Source organism: Mesoplasma melaleucae, from assembly GCF_002804105.1.
GTDB classification, from domain to species: Bacteria; Bacillota_I; Bacilli_A; order Mycoplasmatales; family Mycoplasmataceae; genus Mesoplasma; species Mesoplasma melaleucae.
This window is the reverse complement of record NZ_CP024964.1, coordinates 24048-42301: the sequence shown is the minus strand read 5'-3', so window position 1 is coordinate 42301 and position 18254 is coordinate 24048. Positions and strand designations below refer to the sequence as shown.

Sequence of the window (18254 nt, the reverse complement as noted above, 5' to 3'; positions counted from 1 at the left end):
AATTATTTTTTAAATCTTTCTAATGCTGTTTTTGTTCTTGCTCTTATGACTGCAGGTATTGCTCCTTGATCATTAATATTTAAAATGCACCCTTTTGCGTTATTTTCAATTAAAACTTCGTTTACTATTCCCTTAATTTCATCACCAAATTGGTTTAAAAATTTAGAATTAACAATTATTTTATTTTCCTCTGTTGAATTTTTATCAATTGTTATCATTAAATCCCCGGATTCAACACTTCCGACTATAATTTTTTCCATATATTCTCCTTATTTCTTTTCATTTTATACTAATGCTGCTACTGGGTTTGGTCCAGGTCATTTTGAGAATGCAATGGCAGCAAACACTAAGATTAAACTACCAGCAATTCTACAAGTAATTTGTCCAAATGGCATTAAATTCATTCTTTCTGATGTTCCTAAAACAGCAATAGCTCCACTACCACCTTGAGCTGTCATGCACAATCCAGCTGAAACAGCAGCTTCTACACAATTAAATTTTAATACTTTTGCTAATAGCATTGGACCAACAACTGCTCCTAATACAAATAGTACACAAACTAAGATTGAAGTTGGGTTTAATGCTGATATAAATTCTTTTAAGTCAATGAATAAAATACCTACCCCTACCATTAATAATCATGTTGTTTGTTTTGATATAAATTTATTAATTTTTTCTGCTCCCAATCTCATTTCCAATGGAACTACGTCTAATAAGTTAGCTAATAAACATAAAATAATCATTCATGCAAAGTTTGGAATTAAAATTCCTACTCTAGCTTCAGTAAATACAGCTTTTGCTAAAATATCTGATGCAATGTAAATAACTAAAATTAATAAGAAAGCTGCAGCAATATTTCTATCGTTTACTTTAGCTGTTCTATAAACTGTATGAATATCAGTTAACATTAATTTTCCATTTCCTGAAAGAGAAGGTTTTGATTTTCCAATACCACTTACAATAGCAGCAGCAATAACTGATAATATAGACGCTAAAGTTGAAATAGCTAATGCTCTAGACATTCAAACTCCTGAATCATAACCGTTAGCTTCAGCAATTTTTCCAATTGGTTGGATACCTCCACCATTTCCATCTGCTAAAATTGGTAAAGTATAATTTAAAATTAAATTTTGCATACTCATTCCTGTTACTAAAGTACTCATCATAGCTAATAATAATCCTAATAATGATCCAGCAACAATAATAACTAAGAATCCACCAGTTGCTTTAATAATTAATTTTCTAGGCATTAATAAAACCGCTCCTACAAGTAATACTGAAATATATAAACTTAGGAAGTCTTGGTTTTTAAATCAAGCCTTAATTGAAGCATAAACTTCTTGTCCTGCTGCATTTGCTTCAGGCCCTAAAACATTAAAGTAAACAAGGAATGCTGCAATAAACATTGAACCCATAACTGCTCCACCAAAATATTTTTTTCATACTGGTATTTTGCTAAAAATTGATCCAGCAAAAACTGCAATAATTAATAATATAGCAGGTGCGTAAATCATGTTTGATTCAACTGATTTAGTTAATATGGCTGTGATTATTATTGCTAAAAATGTAAATGCTAATCATGCAGGGATTGTTCAAATTTTTACATTTATTCAATCCTTTCATGTATATTGAGAAGTTTTATTAATTTTAACTTCAGTTTTCAATTTAAAAGTGCTTCATTGCAGTTTAAAATTTTCAATCATTTCATCAACTTTAATTTGAAGTGGTTTATATTTTTTATCACTCTCTTCATATAATTTATAAGTTGCTTCTTTTTTATCTTTTGTTAACTCTTTTTCTTTTAATTTTTTTCAATTTCTTTTTCAATTAACTTTACTAATTTTTACATTTATTGACTCTAAATAAACTTTAATATTGTTTGCATTTGAAGACTCAATACCATTTAGTAAATCTTGTTTTGCTAAAGTTAAGTTTTTAATAGCAATTTTATACAACTCATTTTCTTTAGCGATCTTAGAATCGTAAAATTTAACTATTTCATCAGTTATTTCAATTGAAACATTTTTAGTTGATAATGTTGAAAGTTTCTTTTTCCTTTTAGTTTCTAGTTTATCTAATTCTTTTGTATGTCTTAGATTTTCTTTAGCTAAATGTTTTTCAATAATTAATTCATTTTTTTCTTGAATTTTATTTAATTTGACTTTACTTTTATCTATTTTAGCCTGACCAGCTTCTTTTTTCAGCTGAAACCTTTGCATTTCTTCAGGCGTGAACATAAACTCCATAAAATACCTCCTTCTTTTGTATACAATATTATATTAACAATTAATTCCAAATTATGTAAAAAAAAATGGAATAATTTTTATGATTTGTAAAAAACACTTATATGATATTATAAATTTTGATAAATCATCGTATGAATGTACAAAAAAATAGTGAACAAGCACCGTTTTTTGTGTTTTAACTTACTATTTTTTATTTGTTTTAAATTTATATTTTTACTTAATTTTAGAGTTAAAATATTTTATTTTTATTTAGCTCTTGATTTAAGAATTGTATTAGTTTAGTTAGTAACTTATTTGTCGTAAATTTTATTGATGAATAATCTAATATATTTGCTAAAGTATAAGTTTTATTTTCATACTAAAAAATAAGCCTGAATTTATAGCTTTTTTTAATTTTTAGTCTTTTGTAAATATTGTGTATAAATAATCTGTACACGCAAATATTGAGTTAAAATTTTGTTTAAATATATTTTTTTAGTTGTTGTTGAATTCTTATAATTAGTTATATTGTCATTAATTGGAGTTATTTCTCCTTTGTAACCATTTTCAGAAGTTAAACTATAAACAAATGAATGATTAAAATGTTCTGAATCTAAATATGGACTTGTATATGAACCTAAAGTATCTCCACTACCTGTAACATGTATTGAATTTTCAGATAAACCATTTGGCTTAAATTCATTGATTAATTGCAGAACAACATTTGTTCCAGGAAAACGATGCCCTCCTGAAAATTCACTTAAATCAACATCAGGGTTTAAGTTGAAGGATCTGAAATTCCAGAAATAACAACTTGTTTTGGTACTCAACCTTTTTCAGTCATTGCTTCATAAACATCAGTCATAGAATTACCTGAACCATGGTGAGCCGCTAATAAAAAGTTAAATTTATTAGAAAGTACTTTTTTCATAAATTTGTCATCATTTGAAAATATTTGATTTGTTATATCATTTGGTTGCATAAATGTTTGACATTTTACTTTAAATTCAAAAACAACACTTCTATCATTTTCATCTGTTGACGGATTACTTATTTCTTTAATTGCTTCATCACTAGTTTACGCTGTAATGTTTGTAAATGTGTATCCTTGACTTTTATATGTCTTTTCAAATTTAGTGTTTACTGTTGTAATAGAAGATGATAACTCTATTCTTAAACCAGTTGCACCCATTAAAGGAGCGTTCACAGTTTTAACAGGGAATGCTTTTACTAATGCATTAACAGCATTGTAATAGTCTGTATGTTGGTGAGTAATAAAAATAGTATCTATTTGTTTAACACCAATTGACTTCATAAAGTTAACTTCTCAATCAGTAACACCAGCTCTGTCTTCTCATTTTCAATCGTTTGCTCTTGTTTCTGCGTTTGAGTAGATTATGCTATCTTCAGTTCCACTAAGTGAATCACCTTGTTCTGCACTTCTTCCTACTCCAGCATCAATAACAGTTGCTGTATCTACAATTTGAAGATAAGTAAAGTTTGCATTACCAACTGAAAGAACATAATATTGTGAATCAACATATTTAGTTCCACAACTTACAACAGTTGTTCCAATTAATAATACTAATGGTAAAGAGCTATAAAATAAGATTTTTTTCTACCATTCTACCAAATTTCATTATCCTTTATTTCCTCCTGAATTTCTTTTTGTTAATCCATTAATAATAGGTCTATTGAAAACAACAAACAATACTATCATTGGTAAAATACAAATTAAACAAGCTGCCATTTTAACATTAATTGGATCATTAGGTGCATTATTACCAACTTCTTGTCCTGTAATGTTCAAGAATTTGTATAAAAGCATAGGTATAGTTGTTCATGTACCATTTTGATCAATAATTGTAATTGGTCAAAGGATTGAGTTTCATGATGTAATAAGTCCTGTTATAAATGCAGTAACTAATGTAGCACTAATTGCAGGTGTAGCAATTTTAAAGAAATATTGAAAGTTTGATAAACCATCAATTTTTGATGCTTTTCTTAAATCTGAACCTAATGCACTAAAAGCATTTGCTACTAAATAAATGGTAAACACGTTTCCTATAAATGGCACAATTAAAGCTAGACCAGTGTTTGCCCACCCCATTCTACTTATTAGAACAAATCTTCCCATTAATAATGCTTCACCTGGAACCATCATTATTGAAAAGATAATAATTAAAAATACTGAATTAAAACGTGTTTTTCAATTATAAATAGCAAATCCACCAAGTAGTGATACAAATAATTGAAGTAAAGTTGAAAGTAATGCAACTACAACTGAGTTAATAAAGAATCTACTTATATTTAAGTCATTTAAATCTGCCATATTTTTTACAACTTTCAATGTATCTTTATAGGCTTGAAGTGATCATACTTTTGGTCATATTGTTTGATCAATGCCAGGAGCAACTTCAGGATATGTTTTAAATGACGTAATAATCATTCAATAGAAAGGGCATAATATTATAATTCCTACAATCAATAAAACAATTGCATTTAAAAATTTTGAAGCAGCTTTTTTAAGTAAACTATCAGATGATAAAGTTAATGTTTTTTTAGCTGTTTTTTTAACATGATTTAAATAAATTCTATTTCTTAATTGAAACTTTATATTTATCATTTTTAAAGTTATATTAAATTTCATATTGCTAGAAACTTTTTTAAAAAAGTTTCTTTCATAAATTGCCTTTTCGTTATGTTCATAAATGAATTCTTCTTTTTTAAGAATATCACCATCATATCTTTCTTTATATTTATTAATGTCTTTTCTCATTTTAATACCTACCTAAATTTCTTATTTAAATATTTTGTTAAATATCTGTTAAATATAGTCATCACTAAAATGATTGACATCAAGATAATTGAAGCGGCTCCTGCTTCTCCTGCTGCTCCTGCTGATTGGCTTGTTTTGTTAAAAATATAATAAACAGCAGTTTGTGCTTGAGATGCAACAGCTGATTGATATGAAGGATATAATCCAAAAGGCATAAATTTAAATCCACCAATAATTCCTGTTGTTATTGTATAAATTATAACTAGCATAATTTGGGGAATTGATATTTTTCAAAATTGTAATCATTGAGGTGTTCCGTCAATTGAAGCAGCTTGATATAACCTTTTATCAATTTTCATAAATGCTGCAGTAAATAAGATAATTTTAAAAGGTAACATTCCTCAAACACCATAAATAATTAAAACGATAATAGCGTTACTTGGTTTTGCTCAGTCAATTGATCCTGTCCCAATTCATCTAAAAAATTGATTTAATAATGAAGTTCCATTGTTTGAAAAAATCATTGAGAATGCCATAGCAACAGCTAATGAAGATGTTACATATGGTAAGAAGAATGCAGATTGTAAGAAAGAAAAAATTCTTCTGTTTAAAATATTTGATAAAGCTTTTGCTGTTATAAGAGCGATTAAAAGTGATATCGGAATTGCTACAACTGAATAAATTAATGTATTTCTTAACGCAATTGGAAATTCATTTGATTTATAAAGAACATTTTGAAAGTTCTTTATTGAAAGAATAAAACCTTCTAAAGCACCATTAGCATTAAAACCTTGTGCAAAAATAATGTAAATTGCATAATATGAAAACAGTAATATGAAAAATAATCCAGGAATTATTCAAATCAATTGAATTCAAAGATCACTTTTTCTTGATTCCATATTTTTTGGCTTCGATGAACTAGCAAAAAATTTAGGTTTAAAATTATCTTTTTCTTGTTTAATACTTCTTTGTTTCATTATAAATTTAAAACTTTCTATTTTTCGTTTGAAATAATTTTTCCAACTTCATCAAATACATATATTTGATTTGTATTAAAGTACATGTCAATTTCTTTATTAGCATCCATTTTATCTCATTCTCTTGGATCAACTAAAAGTTGTATTTCTAAATCTTTTGAAACTTTAATTTTTAAGTGATTATTTTTTCCTAGTCTTTCGATGTGTACTAGTGAACCTGTTCCAAGTTTTGTAGAACCTTCTTTTTTAGTAATAAAAATATGTTCTGGTCTAATACCTAAAGTAACTTTTGCTTTACCTGAAGCTTCATATTTAAATGGAATAGTTTTGCCATTTGGTAATAATAGTTTGCTTTTTTCAACTATTGTTGGAATAAAGTTCATGTTTGGTGTACCAATAAAATTAGCAACAAAAGTGTTAATAGGATTTTCATATATTTCAATTGGTGTTCCTGATTGTTGTAAAACACCTTTATTCATAATGAAAATTGAATCAGAGATACTCATAGCTTCTTCTTGATCATGAGTAACAAAAATTGTCGTTATCCCAACTTGTTGTTGAAATCTTTTAATTCATTCTCTTGTTGTTAAACGAAGTTTTGCATCTAAATTTGAAAGTGGTTCATCAAGTAATAAAATTTTAGGTTTTTTTACAATAGCTCTTGCAATTGCAACCCTTTGTTGTTGCCCACCTGATAACTCATATGGTTTTTTATTTAATTGATTTCTAATTTCAACTTTTTCAGAAGTTTCTAAAACTAATTCTTGAACTTTTCTTTTAAAAGTATAAATATTTTTTTGAATATCTTTTTGTAAACTTAATAAATCAACTTTTTCATCACTATATAAATTATTATTATTTCTTGTATTCATAAAATTAATTACTTGTGATTTTGTTTTAATAATTTCTTTTTCATTTAAACCTGAAAAAAGCGGTTCATCAAAAAAGTCATTTTTAAATCCTTCAAAACCTGAAATAATTTGATTTTTAATAGATTCGATTTTTTTATTAATAAATGCTTCTGTTAATTTTGTTTTAATTTCTAGATATTGTTTATACTCGTTTGTAGTTGAATTATTAAAAATAATAACTCCAGGAACAGTTTCTTTTTGCTCTTTAACAATCAACTTCTTATTTTTTTTACTTGTTTTAATTAAACTATCCATGTGTTCTTTATTTGTTTTTATTTTTTTAGCATTAACTCATGCATAATAGCTAATTGTTTCATAAAATCTAACATCTAAATTAGACATTTTAATTTTTTTGTATTCATCAAAAAACACTTTATCAACACTATTTTTAATGTTTGTAAATTTAATTTTTATTTTATCAAAAAGATAACTAATAAGTTGGTTTTGTAAAATCTCAGAATTTTCATATTGCCCTAAAATTTGTGTTGTATATTTTATTATTGAATCTTTGTGTAATTGTAAAAATTCTTCTTTATGTTTTTCTAATTTCGTTGATATTTTTTTTATAAATTGTTTGTATTTTTTTAAAAAGTTTTGTTGCTCATTATATATGCACTCATAACCTGCTGTTTGAGTAACTGCTTTTAATAGTGATCTATTTTTTTTGTTTTCTCTTTTAAACTCATCTTTAAAACTTTTTGAATGATATAAAGGATATGCAATGTTTTTATAAACAGTCATATGTGGATATAAAGCATAACTTTGGAAAACTAATCCAATATTTCTTTTTTGACTTGTTTTATTTGTTACATCAATACCATCAAACAATATTTGTCCTTTTGTAGTATTGATAAGACCTGCTATAGAATTTAGCGCTGTTGTTTTTCCACAACCTGATGGACCCAATAAAGAAACAAGTTTCCCTGTTTCTATATTAATATTCAAATTATCAACGGCTAAAAAATTACCATAATCTATAGTTATATTTTTTAATTTTATACTCATAATTTGCCTTTACTATTTTTTGTTTTTAGGATTAACATAAATATCACTAATTAGATCATTTCTTTTTTCATAAATTCATTTTGAGACATTATAATTTTCTTTACCAATTGTAAATAATTCACTAAAATTAGTTCCTGGATTATCATTTAAATTCATTAATGTTTTTGTTCCAGTTTTAAGTGCAGAATCAAATGAATTTCTAATTCCATCACCTAAAATATTTAGTGTACCTATTACATATTTTAAATTATTTTTCATTACTCTTGGATCCATGACACCTTGATTATTAAATCCAAAGTAATCTACTAACATATCATTAGTTAATCATTTACCTACAATGATATCATTTGAATCAACCGCTGTAATTGGTGCAAATTTAAAATTATAAGTTGATTCTAATCTTTCAACTTCTGCTTTTAGATCTGCATTTGTTTCAGCATCTAAATCTACATTTCATTCACCAGTATTAACATTAAATTTTTCTGTATGATATTTTTCAAATACAGACATACCATCTTTAGTTGAAGGTAAATATCCTGATTGAATTGAAGATGCAGCTTGAACATTTGCTTTATAGATGTAATTTAAGAAATCTGTAACTGTTTTTTCTTTTTCAGCTGCATTTGAACCTTGACTATTGAATCCTGCGATTCCAGGTCCTTGTGACAAGAAGTAACCTTGATTACCTTCAGCATTTATTGCAGAAGTTACTAGAATATCATATCTATTTAAGTTTGTTGAACTTTGATATGCTCACATACCTGCAGTTGATCCTGATGAATATAAAGTTGATCCTGAATTAAAGTATTCAGAAACATATAGTTTAGCTGAAGCATCCATTTTACCTGATAAGAATACACCATCTCATTGTGCTGCAATATCAGTATTTGTTGCATTATTATTTTGTAAAGCTATGTTTTTTAATTCTTGTAAAAAGCTAGTTGTATTTTTATAAGCTTGTGATTCTTTATCTAAAGTAACAGTTGCTTCTTTTTTATCAAAATTAGGATTTACTGTATATATGAAATCACTATCAGCACTTGTTGTATCAGCTACTGTTTTTCCACTTTGTGAAGCATAATCCATAAAGAATTTATTTGTTAATGAATCAATTGCTATTGCATAGTGTTGATTAGTAGTTTTAGTAGTCATTTTTGCATACTTACCATTTTTATCACTTTTAGCTTGAGCAATAGCATCAACACCTTCATTAAAAGTTAAGCCTGCATTTATAGCTCTAATAAATGGCAAAATTTCAGAATGTCTAGCATTTATTGCTTTAATTTCATTAATTACTTCTGAACCTTTTTTTCCATCAAATCTTTCTTTTAAAGCTGTAATTGCTGATTCTCCACCAAATGCATCTTGCATATCTTGAACTTGTTCTTTTGTTACAACGACTTTTCCTTGAGCATCTATTTTCCCAAATATTTTAATATCTGATAAATCTGAATTTTTTTGCTCATTTGAATTAGATGTTCTTTTAGCTCTAATTGCATTATATGCATTAATTTGGTCAGTCATTGCTTTACCTTCATCAGCTGTATAATCATTAGAACCTGTAACTAAAATTGTATATACTTCTCTAAATAAATTTAAATTAATTGTTGAAAAATCTAATGATTTAAAATATGGTAATACATTTATATCTTCACCAATTGTTCCTTCTGTTAAAAAGACTGGATCAACAAACCCATTTTGAATATCTTTTTCATAGTTTGATCCATATGTTTTTTTCATATCTCTAACTAAATCTTTTGTTGTTGAAGCAACTTTATAATAAGAAACTGCATCTGGATAACTTACATAAAGATCTGGCAATTTTGCTTTGTCAGTAATCATTGTTTTATTAATTGCACCAGAAGCCTTTCATTTAAAATCAACTTGTAATTTTCCCGCAGCTTTTGCTTGCTTATTATAGTCTTTAACTAATTGTGCATAAGCTGAGTTAATTTTACTTGTTGCACTTGCAGATTCTTGTAACAATCAAAGTTGAACATTTTTTGTATTTCCCGGACCACAAGATACGGCTAATGTTGCTGATGATGCAACAATACTTAAAGATAATCCAATAGCTAATAATTTTTTCATTTTTTACCCCTTTTTAATTTAAGTTAATATTATTATATTTTATTTTTATAAGATAAACCGATTATTCTTATTGTTTTTTAAAAATAAAAATGTTATAAAAAAAAATCAAATTTTTTTGATTTTTTATTTGATATTATAACGATTATTATTATGCTGGTATTATGAAAGTAAATTTAATATTTGCACCTGTTGATTTTAAAATTTTTGATGTATTTGATCCATTAACAGTACTTTCTCATTTTTTTGTTGTTGCATTAACTTCTGTAAAGTTTTTTCCATTTATATATAAATCTGAAGCTGTTGTTCCTGCTGGTAATGCATCTTTATTAGCATCAAAGAATGCTTGAGTTCTAGTTGCATAATCAGGAATTGTTTTTCCTTCACTGTTAGTATATCAAGTAATATTTGCTGCTTGTGCTTCATCTAATTCTTTATCTAATGTTAAAGTAGAAAGAACAACTAAGTTTTCTGAACCAGGTACTGTAAAAGTAACTTTACTCCTTCGTCAAATGTTGTTTCATATAAAAGTTGTTTATTTGCACCTGTTACAGTTGCTGTAGTATCTGAATCTATTCTTACAAAGAAATGTGGTGCTTAACTATCTTCTGGAAGAATGTCTGAGTTTAATTCAAAAAAATTTATTTTGAATTGTTTTATAACTAAAGTCTGCAACTTTCCCCAAATCTGTTTTAACACCTTTAACAGTATTTAAAGTAACTTTTTTGTCATCGTTTAATTTTCAGTTTGCTTTATCTCCACTACATGAAACTACAGCAACTGATGTTGTTGCAGTTAATCCAACTGCTTCTAATATAGCTAATAATTTTTTCATTTATTCGCCTAATATTTAACGCCTAATTTTTTAAAAAAATCAACTTTAAAAATTTGTCAAAGAAAAAAGAGGTCTTGTTTACTAACAAAAACCTCTACATTTATCTTATAGTCTCAAAATCGGTCTTGAAGGGGTACAGCAGCCCATTATGCTACCATTATAAGTTTTTTATATTAAGTTGATAAAAATATTATAGACTAAAAATGTTATATTTTTTAACTTACATAATCATTTATAAAAAGTTTTTCACCTCATAAACCATAAGTTCCACCATCTCATGTTCCATTTTTAACTTGAAGATAATCAATTGTTATTACATTCTTTGAAGGTGTTGTTGTTGCTTGTGTATATTAAGCTCTAATAGAAGTAATATATACAGACATTGATGTTAATAATGCAGCTTTTATATTTGCTTCTGCTACTGTTGTTGTTTCTTTTTATTTACTACCACCAATTATTAAGTTTGGTGAAAAGTGAATTTTCTCAGATGCTAATTCAGTATAATCTAATGTTTTTAATTGTGCATTTACATCACTTTTTGATGTAAATGTCTTATTAGTTGTAATATTTAAACCTTTAATAATAAAAGTCTGTACGTCTTTAATATTTGTATTATATTTTGCTGTTGCTTCAATTAAATCAGATTCATTAGATCCGTTTCCCCAGATTCACCATTTCGATTTCCACCTGTATCTTTATCATTATTACATGAAACTAAAACAATTGAAGATGTAACAGTTTAAGTAAGTGCGCTAAAAATTGACAATAATTTCTTCATTTATAATTCCCCTTCCAACTTAAACATAAGAAAAAAGGAAATATTTTTGACCAAGCAAAAACATTCCCTTTTAATAAAACTTATAGTCTCAACATAGGTCTTGAGGCGGTTCATTAGCCGATTATGCTACCATGTATAAATTTTTGCGATATTAGCGATATTAAGTTGATAAGAAAATTATATATTAAAAAAAATCTTATAGTTATACAATTTTTAATTTCTTTTAATTTTTTTATGAGAAAATAATTAAAACTTGGGGGTTTCATGAAAAAATTTGTAAGTATTTTAGGATCATTAAGCTTAACAATGGCTTCTAGTTCATTATTAGTATCATGCAAATGAAACAATGATGTTACAAATCCAAGAGATGCAAGTAACAACAATAACAACTGCGGCAGCGAAGGCAATAGAAGTCGTAACAACGTTAATTTAGAAAGAACAACCTCATTTTGAGTTTTATCTGTTGGAAATGCTAATTTTACTTTTTTACAAAACCAAGATCACGCAGTAATTTTTGATGTGGGTGTTGGAATGAGTGGACAAGTAAATGAAGGTGTTAGTGATGATGGTTTAGATCATTATAGTTCAAAAGCAAGTGAAACAGGAAATTGAAAAATGGATAGCACAGACAGAACTAAGTGAGTTGTTGATTACATGAAAAATGTTGCTCATGTAAATTATATTGATGCTATCCTTATTTCACATAAACACCAAGATCATTTTAGTGGGTTAAAAGCTATAGTTAATAACTTTGATGTTGGTACTGTTGTTGCTCCAATGGATAGTCTTGGATTAGAGACAACTATTCATGCTTTAAGTAATGGAAAGAATATTAAGGTAGATACTAACTTTGACAGAAACTATCAATTTATGGGCGTTGATATTGAAAACATTTCTGCATACGCAAGTCAAGAAAATTTAGATGAAGCTTGTGGTGATAATCCAAATTCAACTAGTGCAATTTGAAGATTTGCAGTAAACAATAAAACATTTTTACTTCCGGGAGATATGCAAGATCATGACAATTGAAAAACAAACCTTAAAACTAATAAAACTCCAATAATGAGTGATTTAACTGTTCAAAATAAAATCAAAGAAAAACCTGTTGATGTTTATTTACCATCTCATCATGGATCAGCTAACTCATCACAATCAATTACTTTTGCCTTAGGTGCACTACAAATTAAACCAGAAGAAGTAATTATTTCAGGAACAACAGCCACAGAATATTGAAAGGGATATGCTAATGCATTAGTTTTTCCTGATGAAAGACCAACATCAGAACTTGGTAAAAAGAATCAAACAGAAGACCCAAATAGAGGAAAAGTTATTTATAATATAAAACAATCATTTGGTGATGTTACAGGTTTAGTTAAACTAACTGGAGTTGCTCCTAAATCAGTTACATCAGTTGCAGAATATAATAATATAATGGATTATGATCATCAAAATTATACTTTTGAATATCGTTTAACAACAAATAATACATCAGAAAATAAAATGATTTATCATAATGCAAATATAGTTAACAAATACTTAGTATAAAAGAGCACATTAAGTGCTCTTCTTTTATTATTAAATATCTTAATCTCTTGGTTTCATTTGTGGGAATAGTAATACATCTTTAATTGATTCACTATTTGTTAATAACATTACTAAACGATCAATTCCAATTCCTATTCCAGCAGTTGGAGGCATTGCATGCTCTAATGCTTCAATAAAGTCAATATCCATTTCTGTTGCTTCATCATTTCCAGCAGCAGCTTCTTTAATTTGATCGTTAAATCTTTCGTATTGATCAATTGGATCATTTAATTCACTAAAGGCATTTGCATATTCTCTTCCAACTATAAATAATTCAAAACGATCTGTAAATCTTGAATCTTGAGCATTTGATTTAGATAATGGTGATATTTCTTTTGGATGACCATATACAAATGTTGGTTCAATGATTGTAGCTTCGACAAATTCTTCATAGAATAAGTTAATAATGTGTCCTACTGTAAAGTTATGTTTTTCAACATGTACATTATGTTTTTTAGCTAATTCTAATGCTTCTTCAACACTCATTGGTTTTCAGAAGTCAGCTCCTGTAACTTGTTTAATTCCATCAACCATATGTAAACGTTTAAATGGTTTTGATAAATCTAATTTATGTCCACCATATTCAATCACTGGTGAATCATTAACTGCAGCATTACATTTTCTAAATACTTCTTCAGTTAAATCCATTAAGAAAAACATATCTTCATAAGCTACATATAATTCAATCATGGTAAATTCTGGGTTATGTCTTGTACTCATTCCTTCATTTCTAAAGATTCTTCCAATTTCATAAACTCCATCAAATCCACCAACAATTAATCTTTTTAAGTAAAGCTCTGTAGCAATTCTTAAATAAACATCAACATCTAAAGCATTATAGTGAGTAATAAATGGTTTAGCAGCAGCTCCACCTTTAACTCCATGAAGAATTGGTGTTTCAACTTCCATATATCCACGAGCATCAAGCATTTGTTGCATTGTTCTAATAATTTTTGTTCTTGCTTGAAAAACACGTTTTGATTCTGGATTAGTAATTAAATCAACATATCTTCTACGGTATTTTTCTTCAATATCTTGAATTCCAGCATGTTTATCTGGTAATGGTCTTAAAGCTTTTGATAATAAAGTATATTCTTTGGCTCTTAAAGATAATTCACCATGATTTGTTTTCATCATGATACCTTTAAATCCAACAATGTCTCCTAGATCTAGTTCTCTAAAGTCAGCAAAAGCAGCTTCTCCAATTTCGTCTTGTCTTACATACACCTGAATGTCAGCATCTTGATCTTCAATGTTTAAAAAAGCTGCTTTGTTTCCAGCTTCACGATATAACTTAATTCTTCCAGCAATACTAATTTCTGGTTGATTTAAATTTGCTAGTTCATCTTTCTCATAGACATTATACAAATCAATTAATTGTTTCAATAAATGTGTTCTTACATATTTACTAATTGTGTAAGGATCATTGTTATTTTCAATTAATTTTTCAAGTTTAGTTCTACGTACTAATTCTTGTTCACTAAATTTTCTTTCTGCCATCTTATACCTCTTTATACTTTTCTATAATCTTTTTAATATCTTCAAATGTATCAATTTTGTTTGCTTCATCTTTTAACTGATTTAATGTTTCAGTTTTAGGTAATACTGCTAAATATCAAGTTAAGTGTTTTCTAAACTCTCTGATTGCACTTGTTTCATCTTCTTTATAATCTATTAACATTTTAGCATGCTTTAAGACTGTTTCTTTTCATTCTTCAAAACTTGGTTTAGCTAATTCTTCTCCAGTTTCTAAATAATGTGCAACTTGTTTAAAAATTCAAGGATTACCTTGGCATCCTCTTGAAATCATTACTCCATCACATCCAGTTAAGTCTAACATTGCTTTAGCACTTGGTCCATCTATTACATCTCCATTACCAATGACTGGAATATTAACAGCATCCTTAACTTCTTTAATCTTTTCTCAATCAGCATGACCTGAGTAAAATTCACTTCTTGTTCTTCCATGTACTGTAATACCACTAGCCCCTGCTTTTTCAATTAGCTTTGAAACTTCAACAGCATTAACACTATTTTTATCTCATCCTAATCTGATTTTAGCAGTGACTGGTTTTGAAGTGTTTTCAACAACAGCTTTCACAATATCATAAATTAGTTCTGGAGTTTTTAATAAACTTGAGCCACTAGCTGATCTAACAGCTACTTTAGGAGCTGGACATCCAATATTTAAATCAATAATGTCACAATCAACGTTTTCATCAATTCATTTAGTTGCAACAATAAATGAGTCAACATCATTGCCAAATATTTGCATACTCATTGGGAATTCTTGTTGATCAACTGCTAACATACTAAATGTTTTTTTATTATTGTGTGTAATTCCTTCTACAGAAACCATTTCAGCACATACTAAATCAGCACCATGCTCTTTTGAAATTAATCTAAATGGTGGATTAGAAACTCCAGCCATTGGGCCTTGTACTAATTTACCTTTTATTTCTACATTACCTATTTTCATTATTAACCCATTCTATTATTGTTTACATATAAGTGTTTATTAATTTCTGTAAACTTAACAGAAACTGTGATACCTTCACCACCAAAAAAATCAGTTAAGTGTTTAACTAATGCAACTCGTGCTTCTTCTGGTCTTGCTAATCAATCTACTTCTACATATATTCTTTTGTTTGTGTTTTGTGCAGCATAAACATTATTATCATTACTCATCATTAAAATTGCTTCTGGCTTGGCTACAATTAAATCTACAAGTTCATCAACCTTAGTTGCATACGCTTTTACTTGTGCTTCAGTTGTTCCATTAAATTTTAAAATTGGCATAAAATCACTCTTTTCTTTTATTTATTTTAACAAATAGAAAATAAAAAAGAACTCGAAAGTTCTTAATTATTGTTTTATCCTTTGCTTCCATTAGACCCTTGTCTTGATAAACCACGAATAATTCATTTTTGGAAGATTAAGAAGATTACAATCATTGGCACAATTGAAATAATACATGCTGCCATTTTAATGTTATTTGGATTTAATTGATATCCAGGAATAATTCCATCAGAATACATAATTGAATAAAGTAACATTGGAATTGTTCTTCATTGACCTGAATCTTTATCCATTACAGTGATTGGTCATAAAACAGCATTTCAAGAATCAATAAATGAAATAATTCCTGCTGTTAAAATTGCTCCACTAACTGCTGGTACTGCAATTTTTAAAAAGTATTGGAATGTATTTAAACCATCAATCTTTGACGCCCTTTTTAAGTCCTTACTTAAATCATAAAAGGCATTACTCATTAAATAAATTGTAAATACATTTCCTATGAATGGCACAATCAATGCCATCAATGTATCTTTTCATTGCATTTGCACTGTTATTCAATATCTACCTAAAAGTAGTGATTCTGCTGGTACCATCATAATTGAGAAAATAACCATTAAGAATAACGGATTAAGTTTTGTCCTTCAATTATAAATTGCAAACCCAGCTAATACAGAAACAATTAATTGAAAGATTGTTGATAATGAAGCAACTAATAATGAGTTAAAAAAGAATCTCGGAATTGAGATTGAATCAGGATTTCCTTCTGCATTAATGTATTTAAACATATCTTTATATACTTGTAGTGTTCATTCCTTTGGTCATAAAGATTCTAAAACACCACTTTCAACTTCTGAATAAGGTTTAAACGAAGTCATTAACATTCAATAGAATGGAAAGATTAAGAATATTAACATAATAAAAATTGCTGAATATGTTGATAAGTTTAAAAAGATTCTCTTATATCAAAAATCTCCTGCTAGCTTAAGTATTCTGCTATTCTTTTTACTTACACTTCTTATGTAATTTCTGTGTTTTATATTAATATATTTTTTATAAAAATAAATACGAATGATCAGCAGTATTTGCATTAATCATTTTTTAACTTTATTTTGTGTATAAATTATTACATTTTCATATTGGTTTTTAATTTTATCTAATTTAAGGATGTCTTTATCATAGCTTTTTTGACGTCTGCTAAACTTAAGTTCAGATCTGTTAAATGCTATTTGTGATATATTGTTTGTATTTTTCATAAGCATCACCTATCTAAATTTCTTTCTAAGATATTTACTTAAGATTAGATTAAATAAAGTGATTACAAGAATTATTAACATAAGAATAATTGCCGCAGCTCCACCTTTACTATAAGAAGCTACTGTTCCAATATCACCATTAATCTGGTTAAAGATATAATACACTGCAGTTTGTGCATGTGCTTTAACTGCTTCATCATAATCAGTAAATAAACCAAATGGAATAAATTTTAATGATCCAATGATTGCTGTTGTTATCATATAAACAATCACAGGCATTATTTGCGGAATTGAAATTTGTCAATATTGTTTTCATCTAGGAACACCATCAACAGCTGCTGCATGATATAACCTTTTGTCAACTTTTAAAAAGGCAGCTGTAAATAAAATAATTTGAAATGGTAACATTCTTCATATTCCATAAATTGTTGTCATTGTAATTGCATTCTTAGGTTTTGTTCAATCAATATTTTGCATTCCTAGTTTATGTAACAATTGAGCAAGTAATGAATTATTACTATTTGAAAAGATAATAGAAAAAGCCATTGCAACAGCTAAGGAAGATGTTACATATGGTAAAAATAATGCTGATTGAAAAAATGAAAATGCTTTTCTATTTAAAACATTACTTAAAGACTTACCAACTCATAATGATAATAGTAATGATATTGGAACTGATAACACAACATAAAGCAGTGTGTTTCTTAAAGCAATTGGAAATTCATTTAATGGTTCTGTAAATAATTCTTTAATTGTAAGAAAACTTAATTTAAAGACACCTTGAGCTCCATTTTCACTTAAACCAAATTTAAAAACAATAAAGATTGAAAAATATGAAAAAACACAAATAAAGAAGAAAGCAGGAAGCACTCAAATTAATTGGTTGAATGCTTCAAATCTGGTTTTTTCTAAATTTTTTGTGCCGGTTTTTTTAATAAAATGTTTTCCACTTAAAATTAAACCTTTATTTGTGTTTTTCAATTTTAATAACCCTCCAAAATTAAAAATTTGTCAATTATT

The 18254-nt window shown here is 27.4% G+C and carries 17 protein-coding genes and 2 riboswitches; of the genes, 2 read left to right on the top strand and 15 right to left on the bottom strand.

Features of this window, described 5'->3' with window-relative positions; all coding sequences use genetic code 4:
• Nucleotides 1–2: 2 nt before the first annotated feature.
• The 9 genes from EMELA_RS00180 to EMELA_RS00140 all read right to left on the bottom strand — a co-directional run bounded on the left by EMELA_RS00180 (nucleotide 3) and on the right by EMELA_RS00140 (nucleotide 9988).
• Nucleotides 3–260: a citrate lyase acyl carrier protein gene (locus EMELA_RS00180; RefSeq protein ID WP_028123941.1), complete on the bottom strand. Its 258-nt coding sequence runs from the start codon at nucleotides 258–260 to the stop codon at nucleotides 3–5.
• 24 nt (nucleotides 261–284) lie between these two features.
• Nucleotides 285–2246: a 2-hydroxycarboxylate transporter family protein gene (locus EMELA_RS00175; protein ID WP_028123940.1), complete on the bottom strand. Its 1962-nt coding sequence runs from the start codon at nucleotides 2244–2246 to the stop codon at nucleotides 285–287.
• A gap of 389 nt (nucleotides 2247–2635) precedes the next feature.
• Nucleotides 2636–3055 carry a hypothetical protein gene (locus EMELA_RS00170; RefSeq protein ID WP_028123939.1) on the bottom strand — a complete coding sequence of 140 codons (420 nt, stop codon included), beginning with the start codon at nucleotides 3053–3055 and terminating at the stop codon, nucleotides 2636–2638.
• On the bottom strand, nucleotides 3004–3156 hold the full coding sequence (locus EMELA_RS00165; protein WP_156932100.1) for a hypothetical protein: 153 nt from the start codon (nucleotides 3154–3156) through the stop codon (nucleotides 3004–3006). The genes EMELA_RS00170 and EMELA_RS00165 overlap by 52 nt, the downstream gene beginning before the upstream one ends.
• 147 nt (nucleotides 3157–3303) lie before the next feature.
• Nucleotides 3304–3801, bottom strand: a complete 498-nt coding sequence (locus tag EMELA_RS05065) for an MBL fold metallo-hydrolase (protein ID WP_268875469.1) — start codon at nucleotides 3799–3801, stop codon at nucleotides 3304–3306.
• Nucleotides 3802–3864: 63 nt separating this feature from the next.
• On the bottom strand, nucleotides 3865–5004 hold the full coding sequence (locus tag EMELA_RS00155; RefSeq protein ID WP_028123936.1) for a carbohydrate ABC transporter permease: 1140 nt from the start codon (nucleotides 5002–5004) through the stop codon (nucleotides 3865–3867).
• Between the two features lie 8 nt (nucleotides 5005–5012).
• Nucleotides 5013–5981, bottom strand: coding sequence for a carbohydrate ABC transporter permease (locus tag EMELA_RS00150; protein WP_028123935.1), 969 nt, complete (start codon nucleotides 5979–5981; stop codon nucleotides 5013–5015).
• Between the two features lie 17 nt (nucleotides 5982–5998).
• Nucleotides 5999–7897, bottom strand: a complete 1899-nt coding sequence (locus EMELA_RS00145; RefSeq protein WP_028123934.1) for an ATP-binding cassette domain-containing protein — start codon at nucleotides 7895–7897, stop codon at nucleotides 5999–6001.
• A 12-nt stretch (nucleotides 7898–7909) separates the two neighbouring features.
• A complete protein-coding gene (locus EMELA_RS00140; RefSeq protein ID WP_028123933.1) occupies nucleotides 7910–9988 on the bottom strand; it encodes a hypothetical protein in 2079 nt (692 codons plus the stop codon).
• A 161-nt stretch (nucleotides 9989–10149) separates the two neighbouring features.
• Here EMELA_RS00140 and EMELA_RS00135 point away from each other — a divergent pair, with 161 nt between their 5' ends.
• Entirely contained in the window at nucleotides 10150–10350 is a 201-nt protein-coding gene (locus EMELA_RS00135) for a hypothetical protein (protein ID WP_028123932.1), read from the top strand.
• A 236-nt stretch (nucleotides 10351–10586) separates the two neighbouring features.
• On the opposite strand, the gene EMELA_RS00130 is transcribed toward EMELA_RS00135, so the two are convergent.
• A complete protein-coding gene (locus tag EMELA_RS00130) occupies nucleotides 10587–10820 on the bottom strand; it encodes a lipoprotein (protein ID WP_028123931.1) in 234 nt (77 codons plus the stop codon).
• A gap of 103 nt (nucleotides 10821–10923) precedes the next feature.
• Nucleotides 10924–10985: riboswitch (nucleoside riboswitch) on the bottom strand.
• A gap of 691 nt (nucleotides 10986–11676) precedes the next feature.
• Nucleotides 11677–11739, bottom strand: a riboswitch (nucleoside riboswitch).
• Nucleotides 11740–11862: 123 nt separating this feature from the next.
• Between EMELA_RS00130 and EMELA_RS00125 the strand changes: the two genes are divergently transcribed.
• Complete coding sequence (locus EMELA_RS00125; protein WP_028123930.1) at nucleotides 11863–13143, top strand: MBL fold metallo-hydrolase; 1281 nt, start codon at nucleotides 11863–11865, stop codon at nucleotides 13141–13143.
• 39 nt (nucleotides 13144–13182) lie between these two features.
• Here EMELA_RS00125 and lysS read toward each other — a convergent pair whose 3' ends face one another.
• The 5 genes from lysS to EMELA_RS00100 all read right to left on the bottom strand — a co-directional run bounded on the left by lysS (nucleotide 13183) and on the right by EMELA_RS00100 (nucleotide 18215).
• Nucleotides 13183–14682 carry a lysine--tRNA ligase gene (gene lysS / locus EMELA_RS00120; RefSeq protein WP_028123929.1) on the bottom strand — a complete coding sequence of 500 codons (1500 nt, stop codon included), beginning with the start codon at nucleotides 14680–14682 and terminating at the stop codon, nucleotides 13183–13185.
• Nucleotide 14683: 1 nt separating this feature from the next.
• Complete coding sequence (gene dusB / locus EMELA_RS00115; protein ID WP_028123928.1) at nucleotides 14684–15661, bottom strand: tRNA dihydrouridine synthase DusB; 978 nt, start codon at nucleotides 15659–15661, stop codon at nucleotides 14684–14686.
• A 2-nt stretch (nucleotides 15662–15663) separates the two neighbouring features.
• Complete coding sequence (locus tag EMELA_RS00110) at nucleotides 15664–15981, bottom strand: DUF1904 family protein (protein ID WP_028123927.1); 318 nt, start codon at nucleotides 15979–15981, stop codon at nucleotides 15664–15666.
• Between the two features lie 74 nt (nucleotides 15982–16055).
• The gene (locus EMELA_RS00105; RefSeq protein WP_028123926.1) at nucleotides 16056–17234 is read right to left on the bottom strand and encodes a carbohydrate ABC transporter permease; all 1179 of its coding nucleotides are present in this window, start codon (nucleotides 17232–17234) and stop codon (nucleotides 16056–16058) included.
• A 9-nt stretch (nucleotides 17235–17243) separates the two neighbouring features.
• The gene (locus EMELA_RS00100; RefSeq protein WP_028123925.1) at nucleotides 17244–18215 is read right to left on the bottom strand and encodes a carbohydrate ABC transporter permease; all 972 of its coding nucleotides are present in this window, start codon (nucleotides 18213–18215) and stop codon (nucleotides 17244–17246) included.
• Nucleotides 18216–18254: the final 39 nt, after the last annotated feature.